We start from the raw sequence: 23,012 nt of genomic DNA, 5'->3' as shown, positions 1-23,012 counted from the left end.
ATACTGTTTACGCCGAGTTGACAACGTATCAGGTTTGTATTGTCCAGAAATTAAAGTGAACTCTCCTCCTGCTGTAGAGCTTAGCAAGTCATGACACCGATGACGGACGATGTTGTCTTGTCGTTTGGTATGAAATTATAATAATATAATGATTGAAGCAGTCAAAAATCCGTGAATCTGGGAATCCAATAGCGGGGAAACTGGCCTCATGGATGTCTCGATAGGAGCAACTTACAATGTTACGTTACTACCAGAATATAGCACAATTAGTAAAATCATGAAAGGCAGCCATTATTCATCAAGTCTCCATAACCACCAGATCTTGCCTGAGACAGTCGTTGAGTTCAGGGGAAGATGATCAATTGGGCTATAAAAATGGAGCCACAATTGAATGCAACAACGAAGGGGAACAACATAGTGGGCATTGCCTAAGCAGGGGCCCACAACAAAGGGCCCCCACAACAAGGTATACTCTCATACGTCCCACTTTCAATAGTAACTCTACCAGTACCAATAACACGGTATCAGTTAGATGTGTACCAATGAAACGGTACCAGTTAGACATGTGTAAAGTCTCTCGGCCTCATCGGTGTGTACACTTTATAAGTTATACTGACTGTGTAGATTACACCAGACTCACCAGTGTGTATGCACCAAGTTGGGGACCTTCCAGATACAGACACCTACAGGAGTTACCGCTTCAATGCAAATACCGTTAGAATTGATCCCCACTGGTTTTCAAATTCAGATAGCTTTGGCACAAGAGGGCCCCTACTGATCTTGACAGATTCCAGTACCCCCCATTATTGTCAGACCGGCCCTACACTCTGCAAACGGCCAAAACAAGCCTGAGATAAGCCCTATGAGGATTAATGACTGAGCGAGGGGGAAACACTATGCCAGATAGAAACCTCTCAGAAAGCGTCCTTAGCGCTCTCAGCGAGATTAAAAACCACACGGGAGTTATTACATGAGGGTTCGGTCAAAGTTTCGATCTTTGGTAGCAGGCTGTTTAGAATTTCTATATATAGCCTGAAATTCGGCGTTCACTCTCCAGTCCAGGAAAGTCGCTATTTTACAATGTTAACCTAAATGTCGTCATCAGAGAAGATCAGCTCGGCGCCGTGGTTTTCAAGCCACCGCGAGTGACTTTCGTATTCTGGATCATACTTCGCAACCAGCGACCAAAATGCGTCTGTATGATTGGGTTCACTGAGATGTGCAAGTTCATGAATGATGACGTAGTCACAGATCTCCGGTGGGGCCATCATCAATCGCCAGTTCAGGCCAAGTGTTCCGGTTGTTGAGCAGCTCCCCCACTTGGTCCGCTGGTTCCGTACTTCGATCTTCTCATACTCTACTCCCATCTCTGACGCGTAACGATTGGCTTGGCTCTCGAACCGTTCACGAGCCTTCCGCCGATACAAGGTTTCCAATGCACGCTTCACCGACGTTTCCTGAACGTGGTGCTTTGCTAACCGAAGTGTATTGTCTCCAACCACAGAGGAAGAACGCCGCTCAATGATGACCTCATGAGGGTTGCCGAGATAGGGGAACGACTCCCCAGGTTCAAATTTACGCTGGGGTATATCCTCACGGTAAGTATCGAATTTACGTTTCTTTTCAACCACCCACGCGGCATTTTCATGAAGTAATATTTCTGGATCTGCGGACGATTTCGGAGGAAGAATAACAGTCACTCCATGGATATCCACCTCAATTCGAGGTTCTGTCGCTTCATCACTCTGCTTTAGGTCATAGTTCACACGTTCCCCAAGCAACGTGACTTCATGCGAGGCCACTTCAGACATAGTTCTCAATGAGATATCCCTGAACTGCGTCTGTAAACTCATCATCTCCCTTGATCAGGTGTCCAAGCCCACGATTTGCGACCAAAATGTCGAACAGAATCTGTGTAATTTGTTTTGTAGTCTGCTGGTTAGATTCCCAACCAGGGTAACCACGGTCAACGCGATCTTCGAACTCCGACACGACCTCCTGAGCAATCTCTCTGGCCTCATCGGTGCTGATGCTCTCTTCACATTCCTCTGTGAGGTGAGTGAAGATAGCGAACTCTGCATCGTTCAATTCCTGTTCGCTGGCCTGCTCCTCAACCTCCAGCACTTCTTCCTCAACAGACCTCAAGGCCTCAACGGCCTCAGGATCACCGATTTCACCACCTTGCCACCGCTCGACGATATCGTTCACTCTCTCACTGAGCCGCTTATATCGCGGATTCTGCTCGGTCCGGGGATGCAGATGCTCCCGTGTGGCGTGCGCAATCTGTGAGGCTTTCACTCCGGGGTTGTCCAGCCCCTCCACGTCCTCCAGATACTCCTCACCGAGTTTGTACGTCGGGAAATCACGGCGGATCTCTCCCACGTCAATATTCTCCTCTAAAATGTCGCGGGTCTTTTCCCGCATTGCTTTCTCGGGTTTCGGGTCACCAGAGGTGGTTCGCTTGAAGGCAACATGGACGCGACTGAGCCACTTGTACTTGTCTTCGATACCTTCGCTAACGAGGCGGCCATCGGGAGCCACTGCTTCGTAGAGGTTCTGAAGACGACGGAAGCCCTGTTTGAACTCGCGCCGTTCTGGGTGGGTGCTTACGCGTTCTACTGCTTCGTAGGTGGCTTCCTGGTCGTCGTTTTTCGAGATTCCATCGAAGATATCCCAGACTGTTCCGAGGTGATCAACGAGATCTTCGAACAGTTCGTCTTTGTCACGGGCAGCGTAGGCTTTCGTCTCGGCGTCGTAGTCCAGTGCTTCATCGATGTTCTCAAACACGCCCTGGAAGTCCACAATCTCGCCATTCTCTTTCCCCGGTGCGGGACGGTTAGTCCGCGCGATTGCCTGCATGAGATTGTGATTCTTCAGGTTGCGGTCGAGATACATCGTCTTTAGCACCGGTGCATCGAACCCAGTCAGGAGCATATTATGCACTACGAGCAACTTGGGATTAGCTTCCTGTTTGAAGTCTTGGACGATCTGGTCACGCTCGTCGTTGTCTGTGTGGAATTGCTGGATAAGATCCGGATCATCGTTCGTTGCAGTATACAGCACTTCCACCTCGCCCTCATCGCGGCGTCTGCTCAGTCGTTCGCCATACATCGCGGCTGAGCGTCGGCTCGGCGTGACTACCATGCCCTTCCAGCCGTTGGGTGCGACGTGTTCATCGTAGTGCTGGTCAATTTCCTCGACCGCTCGATCAACACGAGGAGCGAGTTCAGCCAGCGTAGTCGCGTTGATATTATCCTGAATGAACTCACGTTTCTCCTCAGTACTCATCCCACGGAACTGCTGCTCGAATTCCTCATCAAGTTCAGCTTCGTCGATCTCCCACTCCATCTCGTGACGGAGGGTGAAGTAGACCGGGAGGATCAAACCATCATCAATGCCCTGTTTGACTGAATAGCGGTGCAGGTAGTCTTCGTCATCGGGGCTGAACTCACGGAAAGTGTTGCGGTCCTCGTGGCGTTCACCCTCACGGACGGGCGTACCCGTGAATCCGAAGTGATAGCAATCAGGTAATGCGGCATCAAGCCGGCTTCCGAGGTCAGCCTCCATGAAGCGATGAGCCTCGTCCGACATCACTACGACATCATCGTTACCCTGCACGTCCGGCTCAACGTCCTCAAACTTCTGAATGGTCGTTAATACCAGTTCACTCTGACCGTCTTCGATGAGTTGCTGGAGGTGATCGATGCTCTCGGCCTCGGTCCATTGATTCAGATTGAGGTTTGCCAGCTGGTCCCGCATCTGGGAGTTCAGCTTGTCCGTATCGACGATGATGAAGACCTGCGGGTTGCGGGCCACGTCGGGGCGAGAGAGTAGGTTCTCGGCGGCGTAGAGCATGGTGAACGACTTCCCGGATCCTTGGGTGTGCCAAATGAGACCGCGCTTATGATTGCCTTGACGAACGCGGTCGAGGATGCGATTTACCGCGTAGTACTGCATGTACCGCGGAACGATCTTCGCGTCTCCACCGGGCCGCTGTTCGTAGAAGACGAAGTTTTTCAGCAGATCGAGGATGGTATCGGGATTGCAGAGCGCCCTGACTGCCTGTCTCATCGAATTCTCATCCTCAAAGTCCGCTGGTGCGTCGTTCCACGGTTCGTAGAACTCGCGGGGAGCCCCGACGGCCCCATATCGAAGTTCCATCGTATCGGCGGCAATATTGAACAGACCGGGAACAAACAGTCGGGGAGCATCGTTCTCGTAAGCCAACAGATCACTCACCGCGTCGTGCCAGTCGTTATCCTGTGCGAGACTTTTGAGTTCCATCGTCACGAGCGGAATCCCGTTCACGAAGAGATTCACGTCGGGGCGGATCGTCGTCTCGCGGGAGACAGAGAACTGATTCACCGCGTGGAAGCGATTGTTATCGGGATTTTCGTAGTCGATGAGGTCAACGTAGACTGTCTCACTACTCCCATCATCACGCTGAACAGCGAATGGCTTGCCTTTGGTGAGCAACTGGTGAAACGCCTGATTGCCGTCCATCAGGTTCTCGGCGTCGAGATCGCGGCGAAGCGAGGAAATGAACTTTCCGACGTTGCCCTCTGTTACGGCATCATTGAGTTCAATTACCTGTTCTTCGAGGAGATTCCAGTAGATGACATCGTGACTATCGCGGTTGTAGGCGTCATCAAGAACGTTTGCGCCCCGATCTCCATCCTGTCCGTGTATCACCCATCCTTCGCCGTCAAGCCACGAGAGAAGTGATCGCTCAACACCGCTCTCGGATGGGATACTAACCATACTGTTCGATTTCGTCGGGAACCTGTATGTTAGTGTCGGTTGTGCGGACTGTTCCTGAAAGGAGATCTTGCATAAGCCCTTGCTTGAGACGTTTGAGTTGCTCAGAGTATTGTATATTAGCCATCTTCTGGTCATGTAGGCTGTCAAGTGAGTCAGCGATTTTTTGTTGCTCATCCAACGGCGGGAAGGTCACATCAAATAGTCGGAAATCGTCAGTATTTAGATCCAATACTGTGCTACCAGATGCAAGTGCCTCTAAGAATTCCTGATTCCAGTTTATGAAATAGTAGAGATAGCGTGTAGAGAGGTCTTCCTCGTAGTCTCGGAGGATGAGCCAATGGTCGTGAATACAGGTTTGCATTCCCGTAATTCGGGCAACCCCAACAGTCCCAGCATTAGATACAATCAAAGTTCCCTCATCAACCAATTTACTCTTTTGGCTCCCTTTTTCGGTTACTTTCTCTTTCGTTGTGGTAATCGTACGGGAATCCCCTCGATTCCGGTCGCCGATTTTCACAATAGGAGTTTCTCCTCTCCAAAGAGAATCGTCACTCTTAGGCCGGGGATGGGCACCTCGAGTCACCTCCATCACATCTTCTGCTGGTTTAGTTTGCCATTCTGCTGGATGCCGAGGAAGTCGGTTCTGGTGGTGAGCGGTAACTGTCTCACCATGTTCAAAATACCCATCTACAAAGAGACTCTGCATAAGAGCCTGTTTTGTTCTCTCTGCTTGTTCAATAATCTTCTCGGTCTTCTCAATCGCCTGATCGACGGAGTGGAGTATAGTCGCGATTTTGCGCTGTTCGGGGAGTGGTGGGAAAGGAAGAGAGAGTGATTTTACAAGATCGGTATTCAGGTGTAGGACTGTTGAACCTGCACTGAATGCTCGCATTCGAGAGTGCACATAATTCGTCTGTAGAAGGTACTCTACGTATGGGATATTTATACTATCACATTTAGGCCGTAAGATGGACAGATCCATTGACGCCGCAATCTCTTTTTTTGAGTTAAAATCAGGTACCCTGATGGAATACCCGACAATGTCTCCGTCTTGGGTAACGTCAGTATTGGCTATGAGTAGATCTCCTGGCTCTACTATTTCTTTGTCATTCACCTCACCAGTGTAGTATTTTAGACTATCCCAGTTGAAACCGCCTCCTTTATTTACCGATTTCAGTGTTAAGAATATACGACCACCATTATCATTATCCGAGAGATGCTTTCCAGAGTAGTTATTCCCAGTGGTTAAATCGAGTACGCTTGTCAGTTCTTTCGAGTCCCACTCATCCGGTATGTCTATCTCAATAGGACCCAGTTTCAGATTCGATGACTTCTCTTTCTTATCCTCGATAAAGTCGTCCAAGGTAGAGTCCTTACTCATAATTTAGCGCCTCCATGTGTCGAGTCATCCGCGACTCGATCTTATCGCGCTCAGCCTGTAACTCGCGCAGTGTCGCCAGCTCCTCCTCCACGTCAATATCTTCCTCCGGTTCCGTAGTATCTACATACAACGCGATATTGAGATTGTAGTCGTTCTCTCGAATCTCGTCCAAAGACACAGTACGGCTCACGCGCTCCTCGGTTTTCCACCCGCGGAAGTTATCGATGATGTGATCGAGGCCGTCTTCGGTTAGTTCGTTTTGGTTCGACAGCTCCTCGTAGAAGTCCTCGTCGGCGGCGTGAATAAACTGCACCTCGCCCTCTCGTTCGGCGGGCTTGTCCGTGTTCAGCACGAGGATGGCCGACGGAATCGAGTTGTTCTGGAACAGGTTCTCTGGTAGACCGACGATGGCCTCGACCATGTCGTTTTCCAGCATTGGTTCCCGATACCGGCTCTCGTGTTTGCGGAACAGCACGCCGTGAGGGATCACGATGGCGGCCTTTCCGCCGGTGTCATCGAGGCTGGGGCGTTTCAGTTGCTTCGCCATGTGCATGATGAACGCGTAGTCACCGCGGTCAGCTCGGGGTAGTTTCTCGTGCCAGTCGAAGCGGTTGTACGGGTCGTCCTGAAGTTCGTCCTTCGCCCAGTCTGCCGAGAAAGGGAAGTTAGCAAGGACATAGTCGAACCGTTCCAGCTGGTCCCCATCGGTGAACGCCGGCGATGAGAGCGAGTCGCCGCGCTCGACCGACCAGTTTGTCAGCCCGTGGAGGAACAGGTTCATCCGGGCAATAGCCGCGATGTCAGGGTTGATTTCCTGACCAGTGTAACGGAGCTTCGAGGGGTCACCGCCTTGCTCCTCCCGATAGTGCTTCGCAGCCTCGATGAGCATCCCACCGGAACCAACTGTAGGGTCGTGGAACTCGTCACCATCCTCGAAGTCGTCCACGAGCTTGACCGCAAGCCGGACGATGTGCGGCGGTGTAAAGAACTGCCCACCGGACTTGCCTTCCTCCTCCGCGAAGTGGCGAACGAGGTCCATGTACGCCTCACCAAGCATGTCCGGCGGAACGCTATCGCGGTCCAGTTCGTACCCGTCCTTCGAGAGGTGTTCGACCAGTCTGCCCAGTCGGTCGTCATCGAGGCCACCAGCGTCGATGTAATCCGCCAGAAAGACGCCTTCCAAGTCAGGATTCTCCTCGGTGAGGGCATCGAAAGCCTCGTTGAGTGCCTGATCGACGTTATCGCTGACCGCACGGATGTCTTCCCAGAGGTAGCCCTCCGGGACTACAGGAATGTCGTAGAGGTCGGGATCACGAGCGAAGTCCTCGCCGTAGTCGTCAAGGTTCTCCTCGTACTGTTTCTCGAACTCGTCGGAAATCGCCTTGTAATAGACGAGCGGGAGGATGTATTCTTTATAATCCGTCGGGTCTACTGCATCGCGGATGATGTCAGCGCATTTGAATAGATGTGAATCAAGATCATCCAACGTGAGAGCCATGTCCGTCCAATCTGGCCGGATGATGTTATTTGCTACGGTGAGTGTCTATTAGCCTCCCTGACAGATAGATGTAATAAGAACGCGTTTACAGGCTACCTTGAAGCAGATGATTTAGATTCTTCAGCTCCTCCTCAGCGGATTCATGATCTGTGTCCGATTGTTCTTCCAATATTTCGGGTAGGTCCTCAGCAAGTTGAGCCAAGTCTTGCCGGGACGCGTTATCATCCGAAGCACGATTGCCAGAAGACACGCCATCGCAGTGGGGTTTGTGACCGTTCCGAGCTGCTCGGGACTCAAATGCCCGGCCACAATTATTGCAGGTGTAGGCTGCCGAATCACCGTCGCTCTTATTCATCGACTCATCATCAAGAAAACTCGTCAACGACTGCCGAACCTGTTTTAATTTCTCGCGCAGATCATCGCGTTCTTGTTTCAATTCTTTCTTTTCCTCTCGAAGTTTCTCGACAAGGTCCCGAAGCTCCGGCTCGTCCATTTCATCGAGATCATTTTCCCATACATCCGGCAACTCGTACTCTGGGGGAAGCCAAATTGGATCATCACCCTCCTGACCGAGTCCTAAATCAGACAGCCGGTGTTCTGGAATCTTTCGGACATCACCCCGCGGTTCTTCAAAATGATCTTTGTATTTAGGAAGGGACCCTGGAAGATCCTTACACCTATCCTTGTATTCTTCCTTCTTTTCATAGAAGTGATTATAGTGGCAAGCGAGCGGAGAACGATCCTCGTCCTGTTTTGTGGCTTCAGACTGCTCTAATGCGGGACCGACGTATCTCACGCCGTCAACGTACAGCCAGTACGCCTCATAGGCATCAATACGGCCACCAAACACGGAATCATCTTCTTGATCGTTGTCAGATGGTAATTCAATATCCATGGTTGTTATCGGTATAGGCTACCGCGACGGTGGGACGACAGGTAGATTCTAACTCACTGTTAATATAATTTCAGGACCGGTATCAATTCCCGTGAGTTTGGTGGATATTATTCAAGAGGATGGGATGGCTTCTCTGGAATTTTATTCGGTTCGTCATCGGTGGGTTAGTCGTATTCCAGAATAAGACGGTACGAACTTGCTGTGAATTAAGGATATCAACGCAAGTTAGTCCTCACTATTCGCACCCAGCATATTCTGTAAGAAAGTGAGAATAGCACCAAACAGTGTCCCCAGCACAAAAGTGAAAGCATCTCCACTGAGAGCATTGTAGAATGTCATCAGGGCCGAGATCCCAATAACGACAATAAATGTAATCGCAGCCGTAAAGATGACTTTCCTTTGGTGTTTTAAGTAACGCTGTCTTCGTTCATTTTCTACTCGCTTATTTTCTCGGGATTGTTCAAAGTATTCTCTTATTAAGTCGGTTATATCCTCAAGGTTTGCAAGGATTTTGTTCAAGTCAGGCTGTTCGTTTGCCATTTGACCAGTTGTCGGCGCATTATCATTCTCTGGTGCGTGTGGCGGAGATCCACTTCGGTCATCACCCGCGTCCTCTAACCCTGTAAATACATTAAATTCTGAATTTTCGCTTTCGCTGGTTTCTGGATTACTATCCTTATCACCTTCATTATTTTCATCAGCCATATTTCGCGAATAAGACGCCAACATTAAAATTTTCATGATCAGTAGATTACCGTCACGTTACTACAGATACTATAAATGTTAGTTGATTTTAGTAACAGAGATTCTCATCGTGGTGAATAATTTAATAAAATTTCCCGCAGTATACGCCTACGAATGGCTGCTGACGAATATTATGATGCGGTCGGAGAAGTATTGGCTTATGCTCTGGGTGCTGGCGACTCGATATATGCTCAGAGAAAAAGTGAATCTGGTCTGAAATTCACACTACATCGAGGTGATGAGTATATAGATCTATTAGCAGAGCCGTATACTCGACATTTCAGGATACAATACGAATATCGTCTCAGTAATGAACTGATAGCAGCATATAAGCGGGAAAACCAACTACTTCGTGGCCATATAGAGAGGTATGAGATTGATGAGACTACAATAGGCGACGAAGACTTACACAAGAAGGTTGCATATGAGCGCATTGACGATATTGGCATTGAAGAAGCGAGGAAATCTCTGGAGGAGGCAGACTCCTACATAACGCACACAGATTGTCGTATACAGAATCTGAGTTTGGAAAATAAGAATTCAGAGGATGGGCCAATTTGGGATGGTGTACAAATAGTACGACTGTTATATCCATATGAGGCCGATTTTGGTCCGCGAAGATACGAAAGGGCCGCACAAGACACGATCAGCGTAGGCAAAGATGTGAGGGAAAAAATGAGCCGGGCATTAGATGCTATTCAGGAGGTCGGTCGAGGAGTTGATCAGTGATTCGAACCAGACCCCAGTGGTTAAGAAATCTTGGCCGTGTTACGGGATCGAACTTCTACTGAATCCATGATCATTATCCTCCCCATAATTTATACTTATTTAGCATCAAACAATGTGTATGACAAACAATGGCTGGGTTGCTTCGGATTCCTTGGTAGTGAGATTTGACAGTGAACGGCCCGGAGGAGCCAGCCTTCTTTCTGTTGCAGTCGCTGTGAAGGATATTGATGACTTCGATGAAAGTTATAAAGAGGTCATATCAGAAAAGAAAGAAAAATACAATATCCGAGTCCCATTCGAGGTCATAAAAAATAAAGATATTAACAGATGGGTCGCCGATTGGAGGATTGATGAAGCTCGGGTTGATATTGCGACTTCTCTACTAGATATAAATTCTGTTGAAACTATACAGATTACAGAAACATACTTTGAACCTTCGTGGGTTGACATCTACAAAGATGACGACCATTCACATAACCGAATAAACGCTCAAGAACTGCTGACTGGGAAACTATCTTCGTATTATAATCTTGTGTCAATATGGCAGTATCTTGACAATGATGGTAGTAGACCCACAGAAAATAGAAATAATATATTGACTGATGACTTCACTGGGAAATATAATAAAATGTGGTCAGAATTGGGCGATCAATCAGAGCACCTAAATATTGTTCCCAACGGAGATCAAACGTACCCGCTACTTTCTGCCGCAGATATTATTATGGGATATTTAGAGCAGGAAGTCTATCCATTGTTCGCACAGAATATCTATGAACACCTGCGGGAGTATTATGATGATGGGAGTAATTCAGATGCTTGGATCGACGCAGATGGATTGAGTACATCACAAGAGTACGAGTTTGAGCGTATGATTCCGAGCCGAAATGAAACAATCCGACGCTCCCAACACTACCCGAAGCCAACCATATATATAGATCGAGGGAACGTGGGTAAAAAAGAAATGGAATCTCTTGACGCCATGCGGTATGCCTGTGATTATGCCTATCGGAAGCGAGGCTGTGTCAAATCGCTTGACATGAAAATCGACCGACACTATATTTCGGAAGGGGATGTACTGGTTGCCCTGGACAGAGAAACAGATAAATTAACCCGTCTATCTCAGCTGAATAAGGATGTCGAGTTAATTGTTGGAGACGAAGCAATTGAGTATTTTGAGGGATAAGAGGAGTAGTTGCGACTAATGAGTGTAAAAGTCAATCCCCTGTGAGGGACTGAAATCACGTCTTCTCTCAAAGACGCTCATTTTGGTGTATGCGGTGGTGTCTAATAACTCTTGATGTTCACTCGAAGTCGCTATACATCAACGAGGTAGTCTTCTCGCCGTTCCATCCGCTCCTCTTTCGTCGCGTGATCGTAGTGCTTGTTCAATACCTCAGTAGTCATGTCTACTCGGTCGGCAGTTACGTCACGTGGTTGACCGGCGTTCAATGCCTCGGTGACGTACCCGCGCCGAAGGGCGTGTGGGCCGACCGAACCCGGACACTTGCTCGCTGTATTGTAGGATGTTGCCTCGCACTCATCGAGGTCGCGGCCCATGGGACACTCGCCGGTGTAGTGGCAGGGCCGAGTGACGGTGTAGATGTTCCGTTGGATGGTGGAAGGCTTGCATCGTTTCCCCTGTGTGGACATGAGTAGCGGCGTCCGTCCGTGTTGATCGGTCCCGCTGGGGTGATTGTGCTTGAGGAAGTCGGCTATCACATCTGCTGTCTCTCGGTCAAGACGCACATCCCGCTCGCCTCGGCGCTTATTCTTGAGCGGCGTGCCGGTATCAGGCCGATGACGCAGGCGGAGTACCGGCTTTGATCCGTCATCGAAGTCGTCTACATCAAGCGCGTACAGCGAACTCCGCCGCATCCCGGTCTTCCACAGGGTACGGAAGATGACGTGACGGAGGCTCGCGTATTCGTGGGTATCGAGGTAGTCCAAGATCTCGCTAGCTTCCTCGCTGGTGATTAGATCGCTGGACACCTCGTCTTCGCGGCTCGGTTTCGGCACACGAACCAACTTGTGCATCCCCTCCGGTACGGCATTGATGTGTTCGCAGAACCGGATAAAGCCCTTGATGCAGGTCATGTCGCTCTTGAGAGTGATGGTTTTCACCCGTTCGAGCCGCCATTCTTTGAATTTCTGTGTATCGTCGCTGCTTAGCGTATTGAGTGTATCCACATCTGCCTCATCGGTGAGCCAGCCGCAGAATACGTTCAACGTGGTTTCGTAGTTCGAGAGAGTCGAGTCGGTAACGTCGGTGGACTTGTCTTTCAGGTAGCGGTTCTTGGCTTCGTGTGGTGGTGTTGCGTTCATGGTTTTCCCACCGAACGCGCGTGAGGGTGCGCACCGTCGGACTTCGCTCAACCCAACTTGGCAGCCGCGGCGGTCCTTCGCACCCCACGCGCCGCGACGGCCTCCCCCAAATCGGCGGTAGGAGGCCCTGTCGCGGCGCAAGAGGCCCCGGGTTCAAATCCCGGCGAGTCCATCGGAGCGAGTTCTTGCGAGCGAGAATGGTCGAGACGGGATTTGAATCACGCAAGACGAGCGTAGCGAGTCTTGCAATCGGGTTCAAATCCCGGCGAGGCCACGAAGACTGACGGAGCGAAGCGACGGAAGGAAGTGAGTGGCCTCGCCGACCTTCGCAAAACCTTCGGTTTTGCTCAGTCCCGGCGGGTCCGTTTCTGAACGAATAAAAATGGCGAGCCGAGCGTCTGCTCTGCGGACGTGTGGATCTGAATCCCCACCGGTCGCGCGCAGCGAAGCGAGCACGTCTGGGTCCGGGTTCAGGTCACGAAGAACAGGGAAATAACAGAGTCGTACAGACCGGTCACCGTTCTCATTACCGTGCAACCTCACTACGGGTTCAGGTGACATTATATTTAAATTGAAAAATCCAAAATGCTTGTAGTGTAGTTGTTATCTAATGTTAAAGTAGAGTTAATTTTAAGGTCGTACCGACGCCGTCTGTCTGTATGTCTTCACGACGATCCCTCCTGATTGGGTCAGGAACTGCGATTGCGGTTGCGCTCTCGGGGTGTTCTAATTGGATAGAAGAGAGTGGAAAGAACGAGGGTGAAGAAGATCAAACAAATACAACCACCCCGAGCGTGGGCCAGCGAGGAAATTCTGGTGGGGAGTCCGACGATGGGAACAGTAAGAACCGGCGGACTCGGGAGAGGTTGGCTGACAGATATAACGAGGCGCTCGGTAGCTTGAATAACGGTATTTCTGCGCGAAATAACGCAGTCAACGCAATGAACTCCGAGAATTACGGTCAAGCAGAGAGCGAAGCAAGTACAGCGCAACAGCACTTCTCAAGCGCTGCATCAGGATTTGCCCAAGCACTTGATCTCGCGTATGAAATAAACAATGAACGTGTCCAGCAAATCTGTAGTGATGCAGAGGAACATGCATCCATGATGGAACAGGCGATGTGGCAAGCAGAACAGGCTGCGAAATACTCTCGTGAGGGGAATATTGAGAGTGCGAACGAAGCGATTGACCAGAGTAATAGCCTGGAGTCAGAGGCGAATACCATTAACGTGCGTGACGCCAGAGATGTCGCCCGTATTCTGGGAGTGGAATAGTGACTGAGCCAGTCGGTAACCCTGGTTGCAGCTGAATTCGAACGGCGATGTTTATCTTTTTACGCAGGAATACGCCAGAACTGTTGGGCCACTCTCACCAATCTGTGTGAGACCGTCACCGCAAGCCGCCAGTCCGAGACCATAGCATCCACAATATCTCAGGGTGACTGGCGGCCGACCCGCCAACAAATGAGACAGCACCAGCGTGTCCTGTTGGAAGACGAACCCACCTATGCGAGCTTAGAAACCAGGTACACTATCGAGACGACCCACCCGATCCGGATAATCCTGAGCGCGTTGGGGCCTTCGTAAATCAGCAACATGAAAGTCAGGAAAAGAACGGTAACGATACCCAGGACGTAGAGAATCACACTGAGCCTTCTTTCACTCGGTCCGCTACTGTGGGTGTCTTCGGTGGAGGGCATAGATGTGTCGTTTCCCGCGATTCAAAATATTGTTCGATTTAATAGATCTTCCACTGTAATGTCCGCAATCAAGCCTCGAAGAGACGCCCGGCGCGAAGTAGTCGAGACGAAACAGGACACACGAAACCGGAGACGAAGCGACCACCGCAGGTAGATCATCAGCTGGCGTTCATCACGAAACACGAAATAAACCGGTTGTACTATCGGTTTTTGACACCCTCAAATTTTATGTCGGATTCGAACCAACAACGATTGGGGGGTTTCATGACAAGCGTCAGCACCACACAAATGAAATCATTCTACGAGGACATGGTGACGGCACGAGTGTACGAGGAGCGGTTGCAGGAGGAGTATATGGAGGGGAAAACACCCGGATTCGACATCAGCGCCGGCCAGATTCCGGGCGAGTTGCACCTCGCGGCGGGTCAGGAGGCCGCCGCGGTCGGCGTCTGTCACCACCTCCGCGACGAAGATACCGTGACGGCACCGCATCGCCCGCACCACATCGCCATCGCGAAGGGGGTCGATCTCAAGCGGATGACCGCCGAGATATTCGGCCGCGAGACCGGCCTCTCCTCCGGGAAGGGGGGACATATGCACCTGTTCGATCCCGACGTGAACTTCGCCTGTAGCGGGATCATCGCCGAGGGGGTTCCGCCGGCGGTCGGTGCGGGTCTGACGGCACAGAAGCGAAACGAGGACAGCGTCGGCGTCGCCTTCCTCGGGGAGGGAGCGATCAGCCAGGGGGCCTTTCTCGAATCGCTGAACTTCGCGAGCGTCCACGACATGCCCGTCGTGTTCATCATCGAGGACAACGACTGGGCGATCAGCATGCCCAAAGAGCGGGTCGCGGACTCCCAGGACGGCTCCCGTCGGGCGGACGGCTTCGATATGCCGGGGATCCGAGTCGATCAGGACGACGTGCTCGCGGTGTCCGAGGCCGCCCGGGAGGCCGTCGGGCGTGCCAGAGACGGCAACGGACCGACGGTCATCGAGGTGCAGGTCCACCGGCGGATGGGCCACTTCATGGGCGACCCCGAGACATACCGATCCGAGGCGGATCAGGAGGCTCACCGGCGCCGGGACTCCATCGAACGTCTCGCGGCGGATCTGCGCAGCCACGGCGTCGACGACGAGACGCTGGCGGAGATCCGCGAGCGCGCGGAGAGCCGTGTCGAGGAGGCCATCGAGTGGGCCAAAGACCAGCCGAAACCGGACCCCGAGGACGCCTACGACGACATGTGGGTGAACCCACCCTCGGGCGTGACGGACACAGAACCGAACTTCGATCTCGCAGGAGGTGACGACTGATGGCACAACAACAGCGACAGACGGTCGAGCGAACGCGAACGATGAGCGACGCGATGGTCGAGGCCATCGCGACAGAGATGCGCGAAAACGAGGAGGTCTTCTACATGGGAGAGGATGTCGCGGACTACGGCGGCATCTTCGACTCCACGGAGGGCTTGCTCGAGGAGTTCGGCCGGGACCGGATCATGGACGTTCCGATCAGCGAGACGAGTTACATCGGCGCGGCGGTCGGCGCCGCCCAGGAGGGGATGCGGCCCATCGCGGAGTTGATGTTCGTCGACTTCTTCGGCGTCGCGATGGACCAGATCTACAACCAGATGGCGAAAAACACCTACATGAGCGGCGGGGCGGTCAACGTCCCGATGGTGTTGACCGCCGCCGTCGGGGGGACGTACAACGACGCCGCACAACACTCACAGACGCTGTACGGCACCTTCGCGCACGTCCCCGGAATGAAGGTGGTCGTCCCGTCGACCGCCTACGACGCGAAGGGGCTGATGCACAACGCCATCCGCGACGACGACCCCGTGGCCTACATGTTCCACAAGCGACTGATGGGAATCGGCTGGCTGCCCGCGCCGGACGGCCCCAAGACCGCAGTCCCCGAGACGGAGTACACGATTCCGTTCGGCAGTGCCGACGTGAAACGCGAGGGCGACGATGTCACCGTCGTCACCCTCGGTCTGCACGTCCACCGTGCGCTCGATGCCGCGGAGCGACTCGCCGAGGAGGGGATCGACGTCGAGGTAATCGATCTCCGCTCGCTGGTCCCGCTGGACGAGGAGACGATCCGCGAGTCCGTCGACAAGACCGGGCGTCTCGTCGCCGTCGACGAGGACTACCAGTCCTTCGGGGTCACCGGCGAGGTAATCACCCGGGTCGTTGAGGACGACCCCGGGAGCGTCGAGGCCGTCGAGCGGGTCGCGATACCGGACATCCCGATTCCGTACGCCCGACCGATGGAAAACGAGGTCGTTCCCGACAGCGAGGACATCCAGGAGGCGATCCGGGCGACAGAGCCATGAGCGGCGACCGAGTGGCGATCAACGTCGACGAGTACTGGCCGGAGGATGCCGACGACGACGAAGGCGTCGTCATCAACTGGTTCGTCGGTGAGGGGACGACCGTCGACGAGGGGGAAGTCATCTGTGAGATTCAGGTCGAAAAGGTCGACGTCGATATCGCCGCGCCAGCGGGTGGGACGGTCACCGAAATCGTCGTCCCGGAGGACGGCGAGTTCGAGCGCGGAGAGACACTCGCGTACATCGGAGAGTATGACTGACGACGAACTCCCACGCCGGTCGTATCGGGCAGACAGCGCCCGGTGTCGGACCGATCGCACTCGGTTGCAGGCCGACGGCGGTCGAGCCGACCCCGTCGAGCGGACACTCCGCGAGCAGCGTTCACTCGACCGGATGCGCAAGACCATCGCGAAACGACTCTCCGAGAGTTATCGAGAGGCTGTGCACGTGACGCTGAGTCGGCAGGTGAACGCGGAGCCACTGCTCGAAGCGACAGAGCAGGCGGCAATGGAGATCGAGAGCATCTCGTTCGTCGATCTTCTGTTGTGTGCGCTCTCGGAGACGCTCGCGGAGCATCCGGAGTTCAACGCAACCTACGAGGACGGGACCCACCGCCTCTACGAGGAGCACAACATCGGTCTCGCGGTCGATATCGACAGCGGCCTGGTCACACCGGTGCTCGGGGATGTCGCCTCGAAGTCGCTGGAGACGATTCACCGACAGCGGCGGTCGCTGGTCGACCGCGTTCGGGCCGGTGAGTATTCGATGAGCGACTTCAGAAACGGGACGTTCACCGTGACGAATCTCGGACCCTTGGGAGTCGATTCGTTCACGCCGATTATCAACCCGCCTGAGATTGCGATTCTCGCGGTCGGGCGACTCGACGAGCGAGCTATGCCTGACGGCGACGGCGGCGTCACGTTCCGTCGGGAACTCCCGCTGGATCTGAGCTTCGATCACCGGGTCGTCGACGGCGCCGACGGTGCGCGGTTTCTCGAAACGCTCGCCGGAAATCTCGAAGCGGCGTCGCAGTTCGTCTGAGTCGCCCCCGAAACGATCCCTACACTCGTCGGAGCGGCGCTCGCGTGCTCACTCCCGCGGGTCGGTGTCGACGCTGAGGTTGCCCGACAACTGGTGCTGTGTCGTCGTGCTGAGATCGATTCCCGCCTCGCGGAACCGCTCGCTCGTCTCCTGGATGTACTCGGAACGAGTGACGGAGAAGTCCTCGCGGTCCGGGTCGGCGATCCAGAAGCGAGACTGGAGCAGGATCGCACTGTCTGCGAGTTCGGCGACGCGAACGGACGGTTCCGGGTCGTCGAGGATGTCGGCGTGGTCGGCGGCCGCGTCCAGCAGAATCCGCGTCGCGGTATCGATGTCGTCGGCGTAGCCGATGCCGACCGTGTAGGAGATCCGTAGCGTCTCGTTGCTCATCCGATTCGTGACGGGGGTCGTCGCCAGCACGGTGTTCGGGACTGTCACCGTCTCGTTGTCGAACGTTCGGATGCGCGTCACGCGGAAGCCGATATCGTCGATGAACCCGGCTTTGTCCTCCCACTCGATCCAGTCGTCGATGTTGAAGTTCGGGTCCTGGACGATGAAGATGCCCGCGACGAAATTCGAGAGCACGTCCTGTGCCGCGAAGCCGATTGCAAGCGTCAGCGCGGCGAAAAAGAGTGCGGAACCGCCGAGTAACCCCGCGAAACCGGCCGCCCACGCACCGGCTACGACCGCGACGAGCACCGTGACGACACCCAGTGCCTTCTCGATGGTCTGTTCGAGCGTCCGGTTCAGGTTCCACCGTGCGAGACCGTGGCTGACCAGCGGCCGCAGGACGAACCGAGCCGGGAGGTACAGGAGCACAGTCACGAGTGCGAACTCGGCCAGTTGACTGAGAAGGCCGGCGTATTTCGCACCCAGTGCTGCGATGTCGATTCCGGACATACCAGATCAACCGACGGCAGGGAAATCAAGCTTGGCGTCTGGTCCGGCCGCCCGGCGGGAGACGGCCCGGACAGAAAAGTTTATTCTGGTATCTCTGTGCTATTGAGATCAAAATAACTAGGTAATATGGCCCTGAACGTGACACACACCACAGATTTACGTAGATTGCGAAACATTTGAATATATGATCGACGTGCCAGTGTCGTCGGCAATGGTCGAGCGGGAACCGCTGATCGGACCGACCGAGACGACGGCGAGCGCGGCTGCACGGCTCCGGGATCCGGAGATTCCGGCGTTGTTCGTCGTAGAGAGTCAGACGTTGATCGGCGTCGTGACCGAATCGGACATCGTGGCTACCGTCGCAGAGGGTGGTGAGAACCCACCCGTCGAGGCGTACATGTCGACACCAGTACAGACCGCCGACCCGACGCTACCGGTCGGTCTCGCCGCCGACAGGATGCGGGACGCAGGCATCTCGGTGCTTCCGATCGTCGACAACGGGTACGAGGGATTCGTTACGGCCGATCATCTCGCGCCGTATCTCCCCCGTCACCGCCTCGATATCCGCTGGGATGGCGACCCTATCAGACTTTCAGAGTCCTGAACGGACGCCGGAGGTACCAGTCGGTTGGGCTACTCCGCGTGTTGCCGAGTTCGGTGGGAACGTATGTCGACGCTATCGAGGCAGGCAGGGGCGTACAAGAGAACGGTTTCACGACGAGGCACGATATCGCCAAACGTCGACGGAGACGGGTCGGACAGTAGCCCGGAGACGGTCGAGAAACGCTCCGCAGAGGAGCGCGCAAACGACATGCCGCGGGTCGACAGCGCGTCGGAGGTCGAGGACAGCGTCGACAAACGGACCGAGGGAGTCGACACGGATGACTGGACGTTCGTCCACGCGACGGAGAGTCAAAGGTGAGTCCCGTTCGACCGGTACTTCGTCGTCACCGGGACGGTGAGTGACTGATCCTCTCGTGGCCAGCGTCCCACCTCGGAGACACGCGAAGATCTGTCGGGTACGTGGATCGTGAAAAGAGCCTAGGCCGGGATTTGAACCCGGGCTCTCGTCCTTACCAAGACACTGATATAAGTCGTGGCCTGGAAACCGATTTTTGTCCGTCCTCAGGCAGCAGGAATCTCTTCCGTTTTCCGAACCACGGTTGCGTCTTGGACTTTCCTGTTTTTTCCGGTGTTGGCCGGTCTCTTCGTCAACTTAGTATTATCACGCACCCCCTTCAAACACCGGGTAAGCAGGCTTTCGGCCTGAGAGATAACACTAATTGAACGGCTCGCAAGGGTATAAACTCACCAATATATAGCTACAAAGCTAACCTCCAGATAGTTCTGATCCTCCTCACTGCTACCCGGAACTGGCCCATTCTGTTGCTGATCAAGAATATCTGACCGAAAGTCAGACAAGCTCTCTCTATCCAACTCAACATCCTTATCTTCTTCAATAGAATCTGTTGCGTCCTTCAGAACTTCTGATTCGATCTCATAATCTGACGCATCCTCTGGCGAATTGTTACTTTCGTATGCATCTTCTACGATTTGAGCTCTATACTCATCAGAGACTGTGATTTCATGCTCCTCTTCGATATAATCAAAATAATTGTGATGACGATCATTAACCAAGTCATCCTGCACCGCGACGTTCTCTATTGAAGTCTCGTCGATTTCCTGCTTTGCCTGTCGAAGAGCTCCATCAAGAACGACACTCAACTGATCTCCAATACGCGGAGAAATACTTCTGATAACTCGGGTTAGTTTCAGAGGATCCCACTCATCTTGAATTTCTGGTTCAGGAATTCGAACGTACGCAGTATACTGATTATCCTCGAATAGGAATTGGCTGGCTTCCTGCCACATCATATCTGGATCAAGAGTCCCAACGATCAGCAACGGTTCAGACTCATCTTCACTGACGGTCTCTGTTGGCCGGAGCTTCCCTTCTACCAGTCTATATCCATGGACCTCACCGACAACGGGAATCTGTTCTCCAAACAGAGAACCCAACAGTTCCACAATCTGTTTTTCATCATCGTTGAACTCATACTCCGCCCCTTCAGCCATATCGATCAGGTACTCAAAAGCCTTGTAATAGTGAAAAAGCTCATGAGCCGAAAACTCAACCTCTACCTCAGCAACACCACCTTCAGAGACATCTGAGAGATCTCTAGTGACGTCCTGTTCGCCGTTCTGTAGTTCAAATTGTGAGGAGGTTTCGCTGTAAAGCTCGTCAAACTTCGATTGAATTTCTGACCTCCGAACAACCTCTTCAGTATCTCTATCGATTTCCAAATGGTGTGCATCAACCCCACTACCTATGAGCGGCAACGTAGCTTTAATTTTAGCTCCCCAACCCTCTTGTTCCTCAGTTGTGTCAGTTTCCGTTCTTGCCTGTGTAACTTCCCGTGTAAGCGATGCCAGCAAACTTACAACACTCGTTTCGTCAAGATAGACGAACTCTCTTAGAGGTAAATCCTCATCAGTATTCTCTTGGGAACGCTTACTGTATGGCCACATCGGCATTTTAGTCATTGCTTTCACCTTTCGATGTTTTCTTTTTATTTCGTCTGGAGCGTTCCACTTGCCGGAAGGCTAAATTCAAGTCCTCAGACATAATAGTAGTCTTTCCGTCCTTAATAGCGATTATCGCGGCATCGTTCAGCAACCGTTCTAATTCTGCCCCACTCCATCCTTCTGCCTTAGCGCCATATTCCTCGAAATCGACTGAGTCGCTGATTTTCATATCCTCTTGTTCAGAGATCGTTTTGAGAATGTCCACTCGATCCCTAGTGGGTAGTTCCGAAGGAAACTCTATTTCACGATCAAAACGACCTGGTCTTCTAAGTGCTTGATCGATGTCCTCAGGACGGTTGGTTGCGGCAATGACAATTACATCCTCAAAATCATCAAATCCATCCAGCATAGTCAATAGCTGTGTGACAATCCGGCGGTTGACCTCGCGGGATCCCTCGCGTGAGGAAGCTATACTTTCAATTTCGTCGATAAATATTACAGAGGGCCCCTCTTGATCAGAAGCATCCTCGAAGATCCGGCGAATTTCCCTTTCACTTTCCCCGTACCACTTGCTAAGAACTTCTGGACCATTGATATTGTAGAATGTGCCATTTTCAAGACTATTTGCTACTGCTTGAGCAAACAATGTTTTACCTGTTCCAGGGGGCCCGTAAAAAAGAACTCCTGTCGGAGCCTCTGCTCCTATCTCACTAAACTCCTCCGCCCTACTAAGAGGCAATTCTACGACTTCCCGGACACGCTCCTTGATCCGATCCAGACCACCGATATCGCTAAATGATTTCTCTGGATTGTCTGTTCTATACTCGCTCACATCTGAGTCACCTGCTCCCTCATCAAATGATAGAGGCTCGATATCATCAATCACTCTAAGAATCCTTCCTGAGGCAATCTCCACAGTGTCATCCACCTCTAGATCAACATCATCAGGATTAGCAAATCCAAGTGGAGCATTGTCAGTCTGAACGACCACTCTTTCAGAAGAAATCCGTTTGACTACCCCCACTAAATTCCCTGTATCGACACCTCCAGCCTTAATTAATTCGAGAGCTTCCGTTCCATCTTCATTGATGCGTACGGCATCGCCAGAGGATACAGATTCTTCTATATCATTTTCCACTATGATTTCATTCTGATTACCAAAGGCTGCAACGAGCCTGTTAGAGTCCTCGACAACCTCTTCTACCGTGAGAATTAGATTATCAGGCATATTTTACTACCGCATTCGATTATGATCAAAATAATAGACCGGATATTCATAACATTATCTTTGCTCAAAAGGTAGATCAGACGGATTTACACGTTTCTTTTCTTCTAAATCTGCTTCTCTTCCTGCTCTCAGCAGTATTTCTAGTGCTTCTCGGCAGTCGCCGCTGTTTTCTGCTACCTGTTCGGCGATCTTTTCTATGACTTCGTCGGGTACTGTGCCTGGGCGGAAGGCTTGTTCGACTCGTTTTTCGAGGATGTTTTTGAGTTGGTCTTGGTTGTAGGGTTTGAATTGGAGTGTTTGGCAGTTTAGTCGGCTTCTGCTTCTGGGATCGAGTTTGAGTTTGGATGGGTGGTGGTTGGATACCATGACTATGCCGATTTGGTTGTCTGCTTCTTCGTTGAGCAGTTGGAGGTCGTAGATGATCTCGGTGCGTTGTTCTAGTTGGTCAAATTCGTCGAGTGCGACGGCTACATTCCGCTTTTTGTCAAGCCATTCCCGGATTTTTGAAAGTAGTTCGTCTACCGGTTTTCCCTTCCGTGGTGCTGGATACCCGAGTTCGATCAGAAGCTGTGTGAGAAGACTGGATCGGGTGTTGTACTGCCAGCAGTTGATGTAGACGGATCTGGCAGAAGTCTCGTTCTCTAACTGATCGAATACATGTTTTACACAGGTGGTTTTGCCGACGCCGGCTGGTCCGTGTATCAACAGGTTTTCAGGCTTCTTTCGGTGTGTGAGAGGTCTTACTGCGTCGGCTATCCGGTCTATTTCTGAGTCCCGGCCGATAGGTTGGTCCGGGTGATAGCCGCTGTTGAGATACGTTTCTGACCGTAGTACACCTTTTGAAGCCGTAGATTTGTCAAACACTGAGTTGCATCCCCTCCTCCAGTTCAGTATATTGGGAAATGGTTTGATGCACGTTTCCCGGGACCGTGTTTCACTTGACCACTATTTATAT

The 23,012-nt window shown here is 52.4% G+C and carries 21 protein-coding genes; 9 read left to right on the top strand and 12 right to left on the bottom strand.

Annotated features, from left to right (window positions below; all coding sequences use genetic code 11):
• Positions 1-1,088: 1,088 nt before the first annotated feature.
• From GRX03_RS10655 to GRX03_RS10630, 6 genes are all read right to left on the bottom strand, one after another.
• Positions 1,089-1,811: a M48 family metallopeptidase gene (locus GRX03_RS10655; RefSeq protein ID WP_159764202.1), complete on the bottom strand. Its 723-nt coding sequence runs from the start codon at positions 1,809-1,811 to the stop codon at positions 1,089-1,091.
• Complete coding sequence (locus GRX03_RS10650; protein WP_159764201.1) at positions 1,804-4,761, bottom strand: type I restriction endonuclease subunit R; 2,958 nt, start codon at positions 4,759-4,761, stop codon at positions 1,804-1,806. Before GRX03_RS10650 ends, GRX03_RS10655 begins: the two co-directional genes overlap by 8 nt.
• Positions 4,754-6,142, bottom strand: a complete 1,389-nt coding sequence (locus tag GRX03_RS10645; RefSeq protein ID WP_159764200.1) for a restriction endonuclease subunit S — start codon at positions 6,140-6,142, stop codon at positions 4,754-4,756. Before GRX03_RS10645 ends, GRX03_RS10650 begins: the two co-directional genes overlap by 8 nt.
• Positions 6,135-7,640 (bottom strand): type I restriction-modification system subunit M, encoded by a 1,506-nt coding sequence (locus GRX03_RS10640; RefSeq protein ID WP_159764199.1) that lies wholly within the window; start codon positions 7,638-7,640, stop codon positions 6,135-6,137. Before GRX03_RS10640 ends, GRX03_RS10645 begins: the two co-directional genes overlap by 8 nt.
• An 85-nt stretch (positions 7,641-7,725) precedes the next feature.
• On the bottom strand, positions 7,726-8,535 hold the full coding sequence (locus GRX03_RS10635; RefSeq protein WP_159764198.1) for a hypothetical protein: 810 nt from the start codon (positions 8,533-8,535) through the stop codon (positions 7,726-7,728).
• 225 nt (positions 8,536-8,760) lie between these two features.
• Positions 8,761-9,240, bottom strand: a complete 480-nt coding sequence (locus GRX03_RS10630; RefSeq protein ID WP_159764197.1) for a hypothetical protein — start codon at positions 9,238-9,240, stop codon at positions 8,761-8,763.
• Between the two features lie 153 nt (positions 9,241-9,393).
• Between GRX03_RS10630 and GRX03_RS10625 the strand changes: the two genes are divergently transcribed.
• Together GRX03_RS10625 and GRX03_RS10620 are read left to right on the top strand one after the other, a co-directional pair.
• Complete coding sequence (locus GRX03_RS10625; RefSeq protein ID WP_159764196.1) at positions 9,394-10,008, top strand: hypothetical protein; 615 nt, start codon at positions 9,394-9,396, stop codon at positions 10,006-10,008.
• Between the two features lie 118 nt (positions 10,009-10,126).
• The gene (locus GRX03_RS10620) at positions 10,127-11,191 is read left to right on the top strand and encodes a hypothetical protein (protein ID WP_159764195.1); all 1,065 of its coding nucleotides are present in this window, start codon (positions 10,127-10,129) and stop codon (positions 11,189-11,191) included.
• A 131-nt stretch (positions 11,192-11,322) separates the two neighbouring features.
• Here GRX03_RS10620 and GRX03_RS10615 read toward each other — a convergent pair whose 3' ends face one another.
• Positions 11,323-12,330 carry a tyrosine-type recombinase/integrase gene (locus tag GRX03_RS10615; protein ID WP_159764194.1) on the bottom strand — a complete coding sequence of 336 codons (1,008 nt, stop codon included), beginning with the start codon at positions 12,328-12,330 and terminating at the stop codon, positions 11,323-11,325.
• Positions 12,331-13,271: 941 nt separating this feature from the next.
• Here GRX03_RS10615 and GRX03_RS10610 point away from each other — a divergent pair.
• On the top strand, positions 13,272-13,604 hold the full coding sequence (locus tag GRX03_RS10610; protein ID WP_159764193.1) for a hypothetical protein: 333 nt from the start codon (positions 13,272-13,274) through the stop codon (positions 13,602-13,604).
• Positions 13,605-13,834: 230 nt separating this feature from the next.
• On the opposite strand, the gene GRX03_RS10605 is transcribed toward GRX03_RS10610, so the two are convergent.
• Positions 13,835-14,029: a hypothetical protein gene (locus GRX03_RS10605; protein WP_159764192.1), complete on the bottom strand. Its 195-nt coding sequence runs from the start codon at positions 14,027-14,029 to the stop codon at positions 13,835-13,837.
• 264 nt (positions 14,030-14,293) lie between these two features.
• On the opposite strand from GRX03_RS10605, the gene GRX03_RS10600 reads away from it, so the two are divergent.
• Genes GRX03_RS10600 through GRX03_RS10585 form a run of 4 tightly spaced genes read left to right on the top strand, consistent with a single transcriptional unit; the run spans position 14,294 to position 17,403 of the window.
• Positions 14,294-15,340 carry a thiamine pyrophosphate-dependent dehydrogenase E1 component subunit alpha gene (locus GRX03_RS10600; RefSeq protein WP_159764191.1) on the top strand — a complete coding sequence of 349 codons (1,047 nt, stop codon included), beginning with the start codon at positions 14,294-14,296 and terminating at the stop codon, positions 15,338-15,340.
• On the top strand, positions 15,340-16,365 hold the full coding sequence (locus tag GRX03_RS10595; protein WP_159764190.1) for an alpha-ketoacid dehydrogenase subunit beta: 1,026 nt from the start codon (positions 15,340-15,342) through the stop codon (positions 16,363-16,365). Before GRX03_RS10600 ends, GRX03_RS10595 begins: the two co-directional genes overlap by 1 nt.
• Positions 16,362-16,622 (top strand): lipoyl domain-containing protein, encoded by a 261-nt coding sequence (locus tag GRX03_RS10590; RefSeq protein ID WP_159764189.1) that lies wholly within the window; start codon positions 16,362-16,364, stop codon positions 16,620-16,622. Before GRX03_RS10595 ends, GRX03_RS10590 begins: the two co-directional genes overlap by 4 nt.
• On the top strand, positions 16,615-17,403 hold the full coding sequence (locus GRX03_RS10585; RefSeq protein ID WP_159764188.1) for a 2-oxo acid dehydrogenase subunit E2: 789 nt from the start codon (positions 16,615-16,617) through the stop codon (positions 17,401-17,403). The genes GRX03_RS10590 and GRX03_RS10585 overlap by 8 nt, the downstream gene beginning before the upstream one ends.
• A 48-nt stretch (positions 17,404-17,451) precedes the next feature.
• Here the strand turns inward: GRX03_RS10585 and GRX03_RS10580 are convergent, their stop codons facing one another.
• On the bottom strand, positions 17,452-18,303 hold the full coding sequence (locus tag GRX03_RS10580) for a mechanosensitive ion channel family protein (RefSeq protein WP_159764187.1): 852 nt from the start codon (positions 18,301-18,303) through the stop codon (positions 17,452-17,454).
• A gap of 184 nt (positions 18,304-18,487) precedes the next feature.
• On the opposite strand from GRX03_RS10580, the gene GRX03_RS10575 reads away from it, so the two are divergent.
• Positions 18,488-18,907 (top strand): CBS domain-containing protein, encoded by a 420-nt coding sequence (locus tag GRX03_RS10575; protein WP_159764186.1) that lies wholly within the window; start codon positions 18,488-18,490, stop codon positions 18,905-18,907.
• 63 nt (positions 18,908-18,970) lie between these two features.
• Entirely contained in the window at positions 18,971-19,225 is a 255-nt protein-coding gene (locus GRX03_RS10570; RefSeq protein WP_159764185.1) for a hypothetical protein, read from the top strand.
• Between the two features lie 386 nt (positions 19,226-19,611).
• On the opposite strand, the gene GRX03_RS10565 is transcribed toward GRX03_RS10570, so the two are convergent.
• From GRX03_RS10565 to GRX03_RS10555, 3 genes are read right to left on the bottom strand one after another with little or no spacing between them, the layout of a single operon-like run.
• Complete coding sequence (locus tag GRX03_RS10565; protein ID WP_159764184.1) at positions 19,612-20,847, bottom strand: DUF6414 family protein; 1,236 nt, start codon at positions 20,845-20,847, stop codon at positions 19,612-19,614.
• On the bottom strand, positions 20,840-22,057 hold the full coding sequence (locus GRX03_RS10560) for an AAA family ATPase (protein WP_159764183.1): 1,218 nt from the start codon (positions 22,055-22,057) through the stop codon (positions 20,840-20,842). The genes GRX03_RS10565 and GRX03_RS10560 overlap by 8 nt, the downstream gene beginning before the upstream one ends.
• Before the next feature lie 54 nt (positions 22,058-22,111).
• A complete protein-coding gene (locus tag GRX03_RS10555) occupies positions 22,112-22,921 on the bottom strand; it encodes a Cdc6/Cdc18 family protein (protein ID WP_368278322.1) in 810 nt (269 codons plus the stop codon).
• Positions 22,922-23,012: the final 91 nt, after the last annotated feature.

The sequence above is a fragment of the Halovenus carboxidivorans genome (genome assembly GCF_009831575.1).
Lineage (GTDB): Archaea > Halobacteriota > Halobacteria > Halobacteriales > Haloarculaceae > Halovenus > Halovenus carboxidivorans.
Note: the sequence above shows the minus strand (reverse complement) of the source record. Positions and strands in the feature narration are given on the sequence as shown.

Coding starts and splice junctions, on each gene's coding strand:
- GRX03_RS10620 (WP_159764195.1), top strand. CDS start 10,127: ATGACAAACAATGGCTGGGTTGCTTCGGATTCCTTGGTAGTGAGATTT.
- GRX03_RS10595 (WP_159764190.1), top strand. CDS start 15,340: ATGGCACAACAACAGCGACAGACGGTCGAGCGAACGCGAACGATGAGC.
- GRX03_RS10605 (WP_159764192.1), bottom strand. CDS start 14,029: ATGCCCTCCACCGAAGACACCCACAGTAGCGGACCGAGTGAAAGAAGG.
- GRX03_RS10625 (WP_159764196.1), top strand. CDS start 9,394: ATGGCTGCTGACGAATATTATGATGCGGTCGGAGAAGTATTGGCTTAT.
- GRX03_RS10615 (WP_159764194.1), bottom strand. CDS start 12,330: ATGAACGCAACACCACCACACGAAGCCAAGAACCGCTACCTGAAAGAC.
- GRX03_RS10645 (WP_159764200.1), bottom strand. CDS start 6,142: ATGAGTAAGGACTCTACCTTGGACGACTTTATCGAGGATAAGAAAGAG.
- GRX03_RS10635 (WP_159764198.1), bottom strand. CDS start 8,535: ATGGATATTGAATTACCATCTGACAACGATCAAGAAGATGATTCCGTG.
- GRX03_RS10570 (WP_159764185.1), top strand. CDS start 18,971: ATGTCGACGCTATCGAGGCAGGCAGGGGCGTACAAGAGAACGGTTTCA.
- GRX03_RS10610 (WP_159764193.1), top strand. CDS start 13,272: ATGAACTCCGAGAATTACGGTCAAGCAGAGAGCGAAGCAAGTACAGCG.
- GRX03_RS10560 (WP_159764183.1), bottom strand. CDS start 22,057: ATGCCTGATAATCTAATTCTCACGGTAGAAGAGGTTGTCGAGGACTCT.
- GRX03_RS10585 (WP_159764188.1), top strand. CDS start 16,615: ATGACTGACGACGAACTCCCACGCCGGTCGTATCGGGCAGACAGCGCC.
- GRX03_RS10590 (WP_159764189.1), top strand. CDS start 16,362: ATGAGCGGCGACCGAGTGGCGATCAACGTCGACGAGTACTGGCCGGAG.
- GRX03_RS10650 (WP_159764201.1), bottom strand. CDS start 4,761: ATGGTTAGTATCCCATCCGAGAGCGGTGTTGAGCGATCACTTCTCTCG.
- GRX03_RS10565 (WP_159764184.1), bottom strand. CDS start 20,847: ATGACTAAAATGCCGATGTGGCCATACAGTAAGCGTTCCCAAGAGAAT.
- GRX03_RS10580 (WP_159764187.1), bottom strand. CDS start 18,303: ATGTCCGGAATCGACATCGCAGCACTGGGTGCGAAATACGCCGGCCTT.
- GRX03_RS10575 (WP_159764186.1), top strand. CDS start 18,488: ATGATCGACGTGCCAGTGTCGTCGGCAATGGTCGAGCGGGAACCGCTG.
- GRX03_RS10655 (WP_159764202.1), bottom strand. CDS start 1,811: ATGTCTGAAGTGGCCTCGCATGAAGTCACGTTGCTTGGGGAACGTGTG.
- GRX03_RS10640 (WP_159764199.1), bottom strand. CDS start 7,640: ATGGCTCTCACGTTGGATGATCTTGATTCACATCTATTCAAATGCGCT.
- GRX03_RS10600 (WP_159764191.1), top strand. CDS start 14,294: ATGACAAGCGTCAGCACCACACAAATGAAATCATTCTACGAGGACATG.
- GRX03_RS10630 (WP_159764197.1), bottom strand. CDS start 9,240: ATGGCTGATGAAAATAATGAAGGTGATAAGGATAGTAATCCAGAAACC.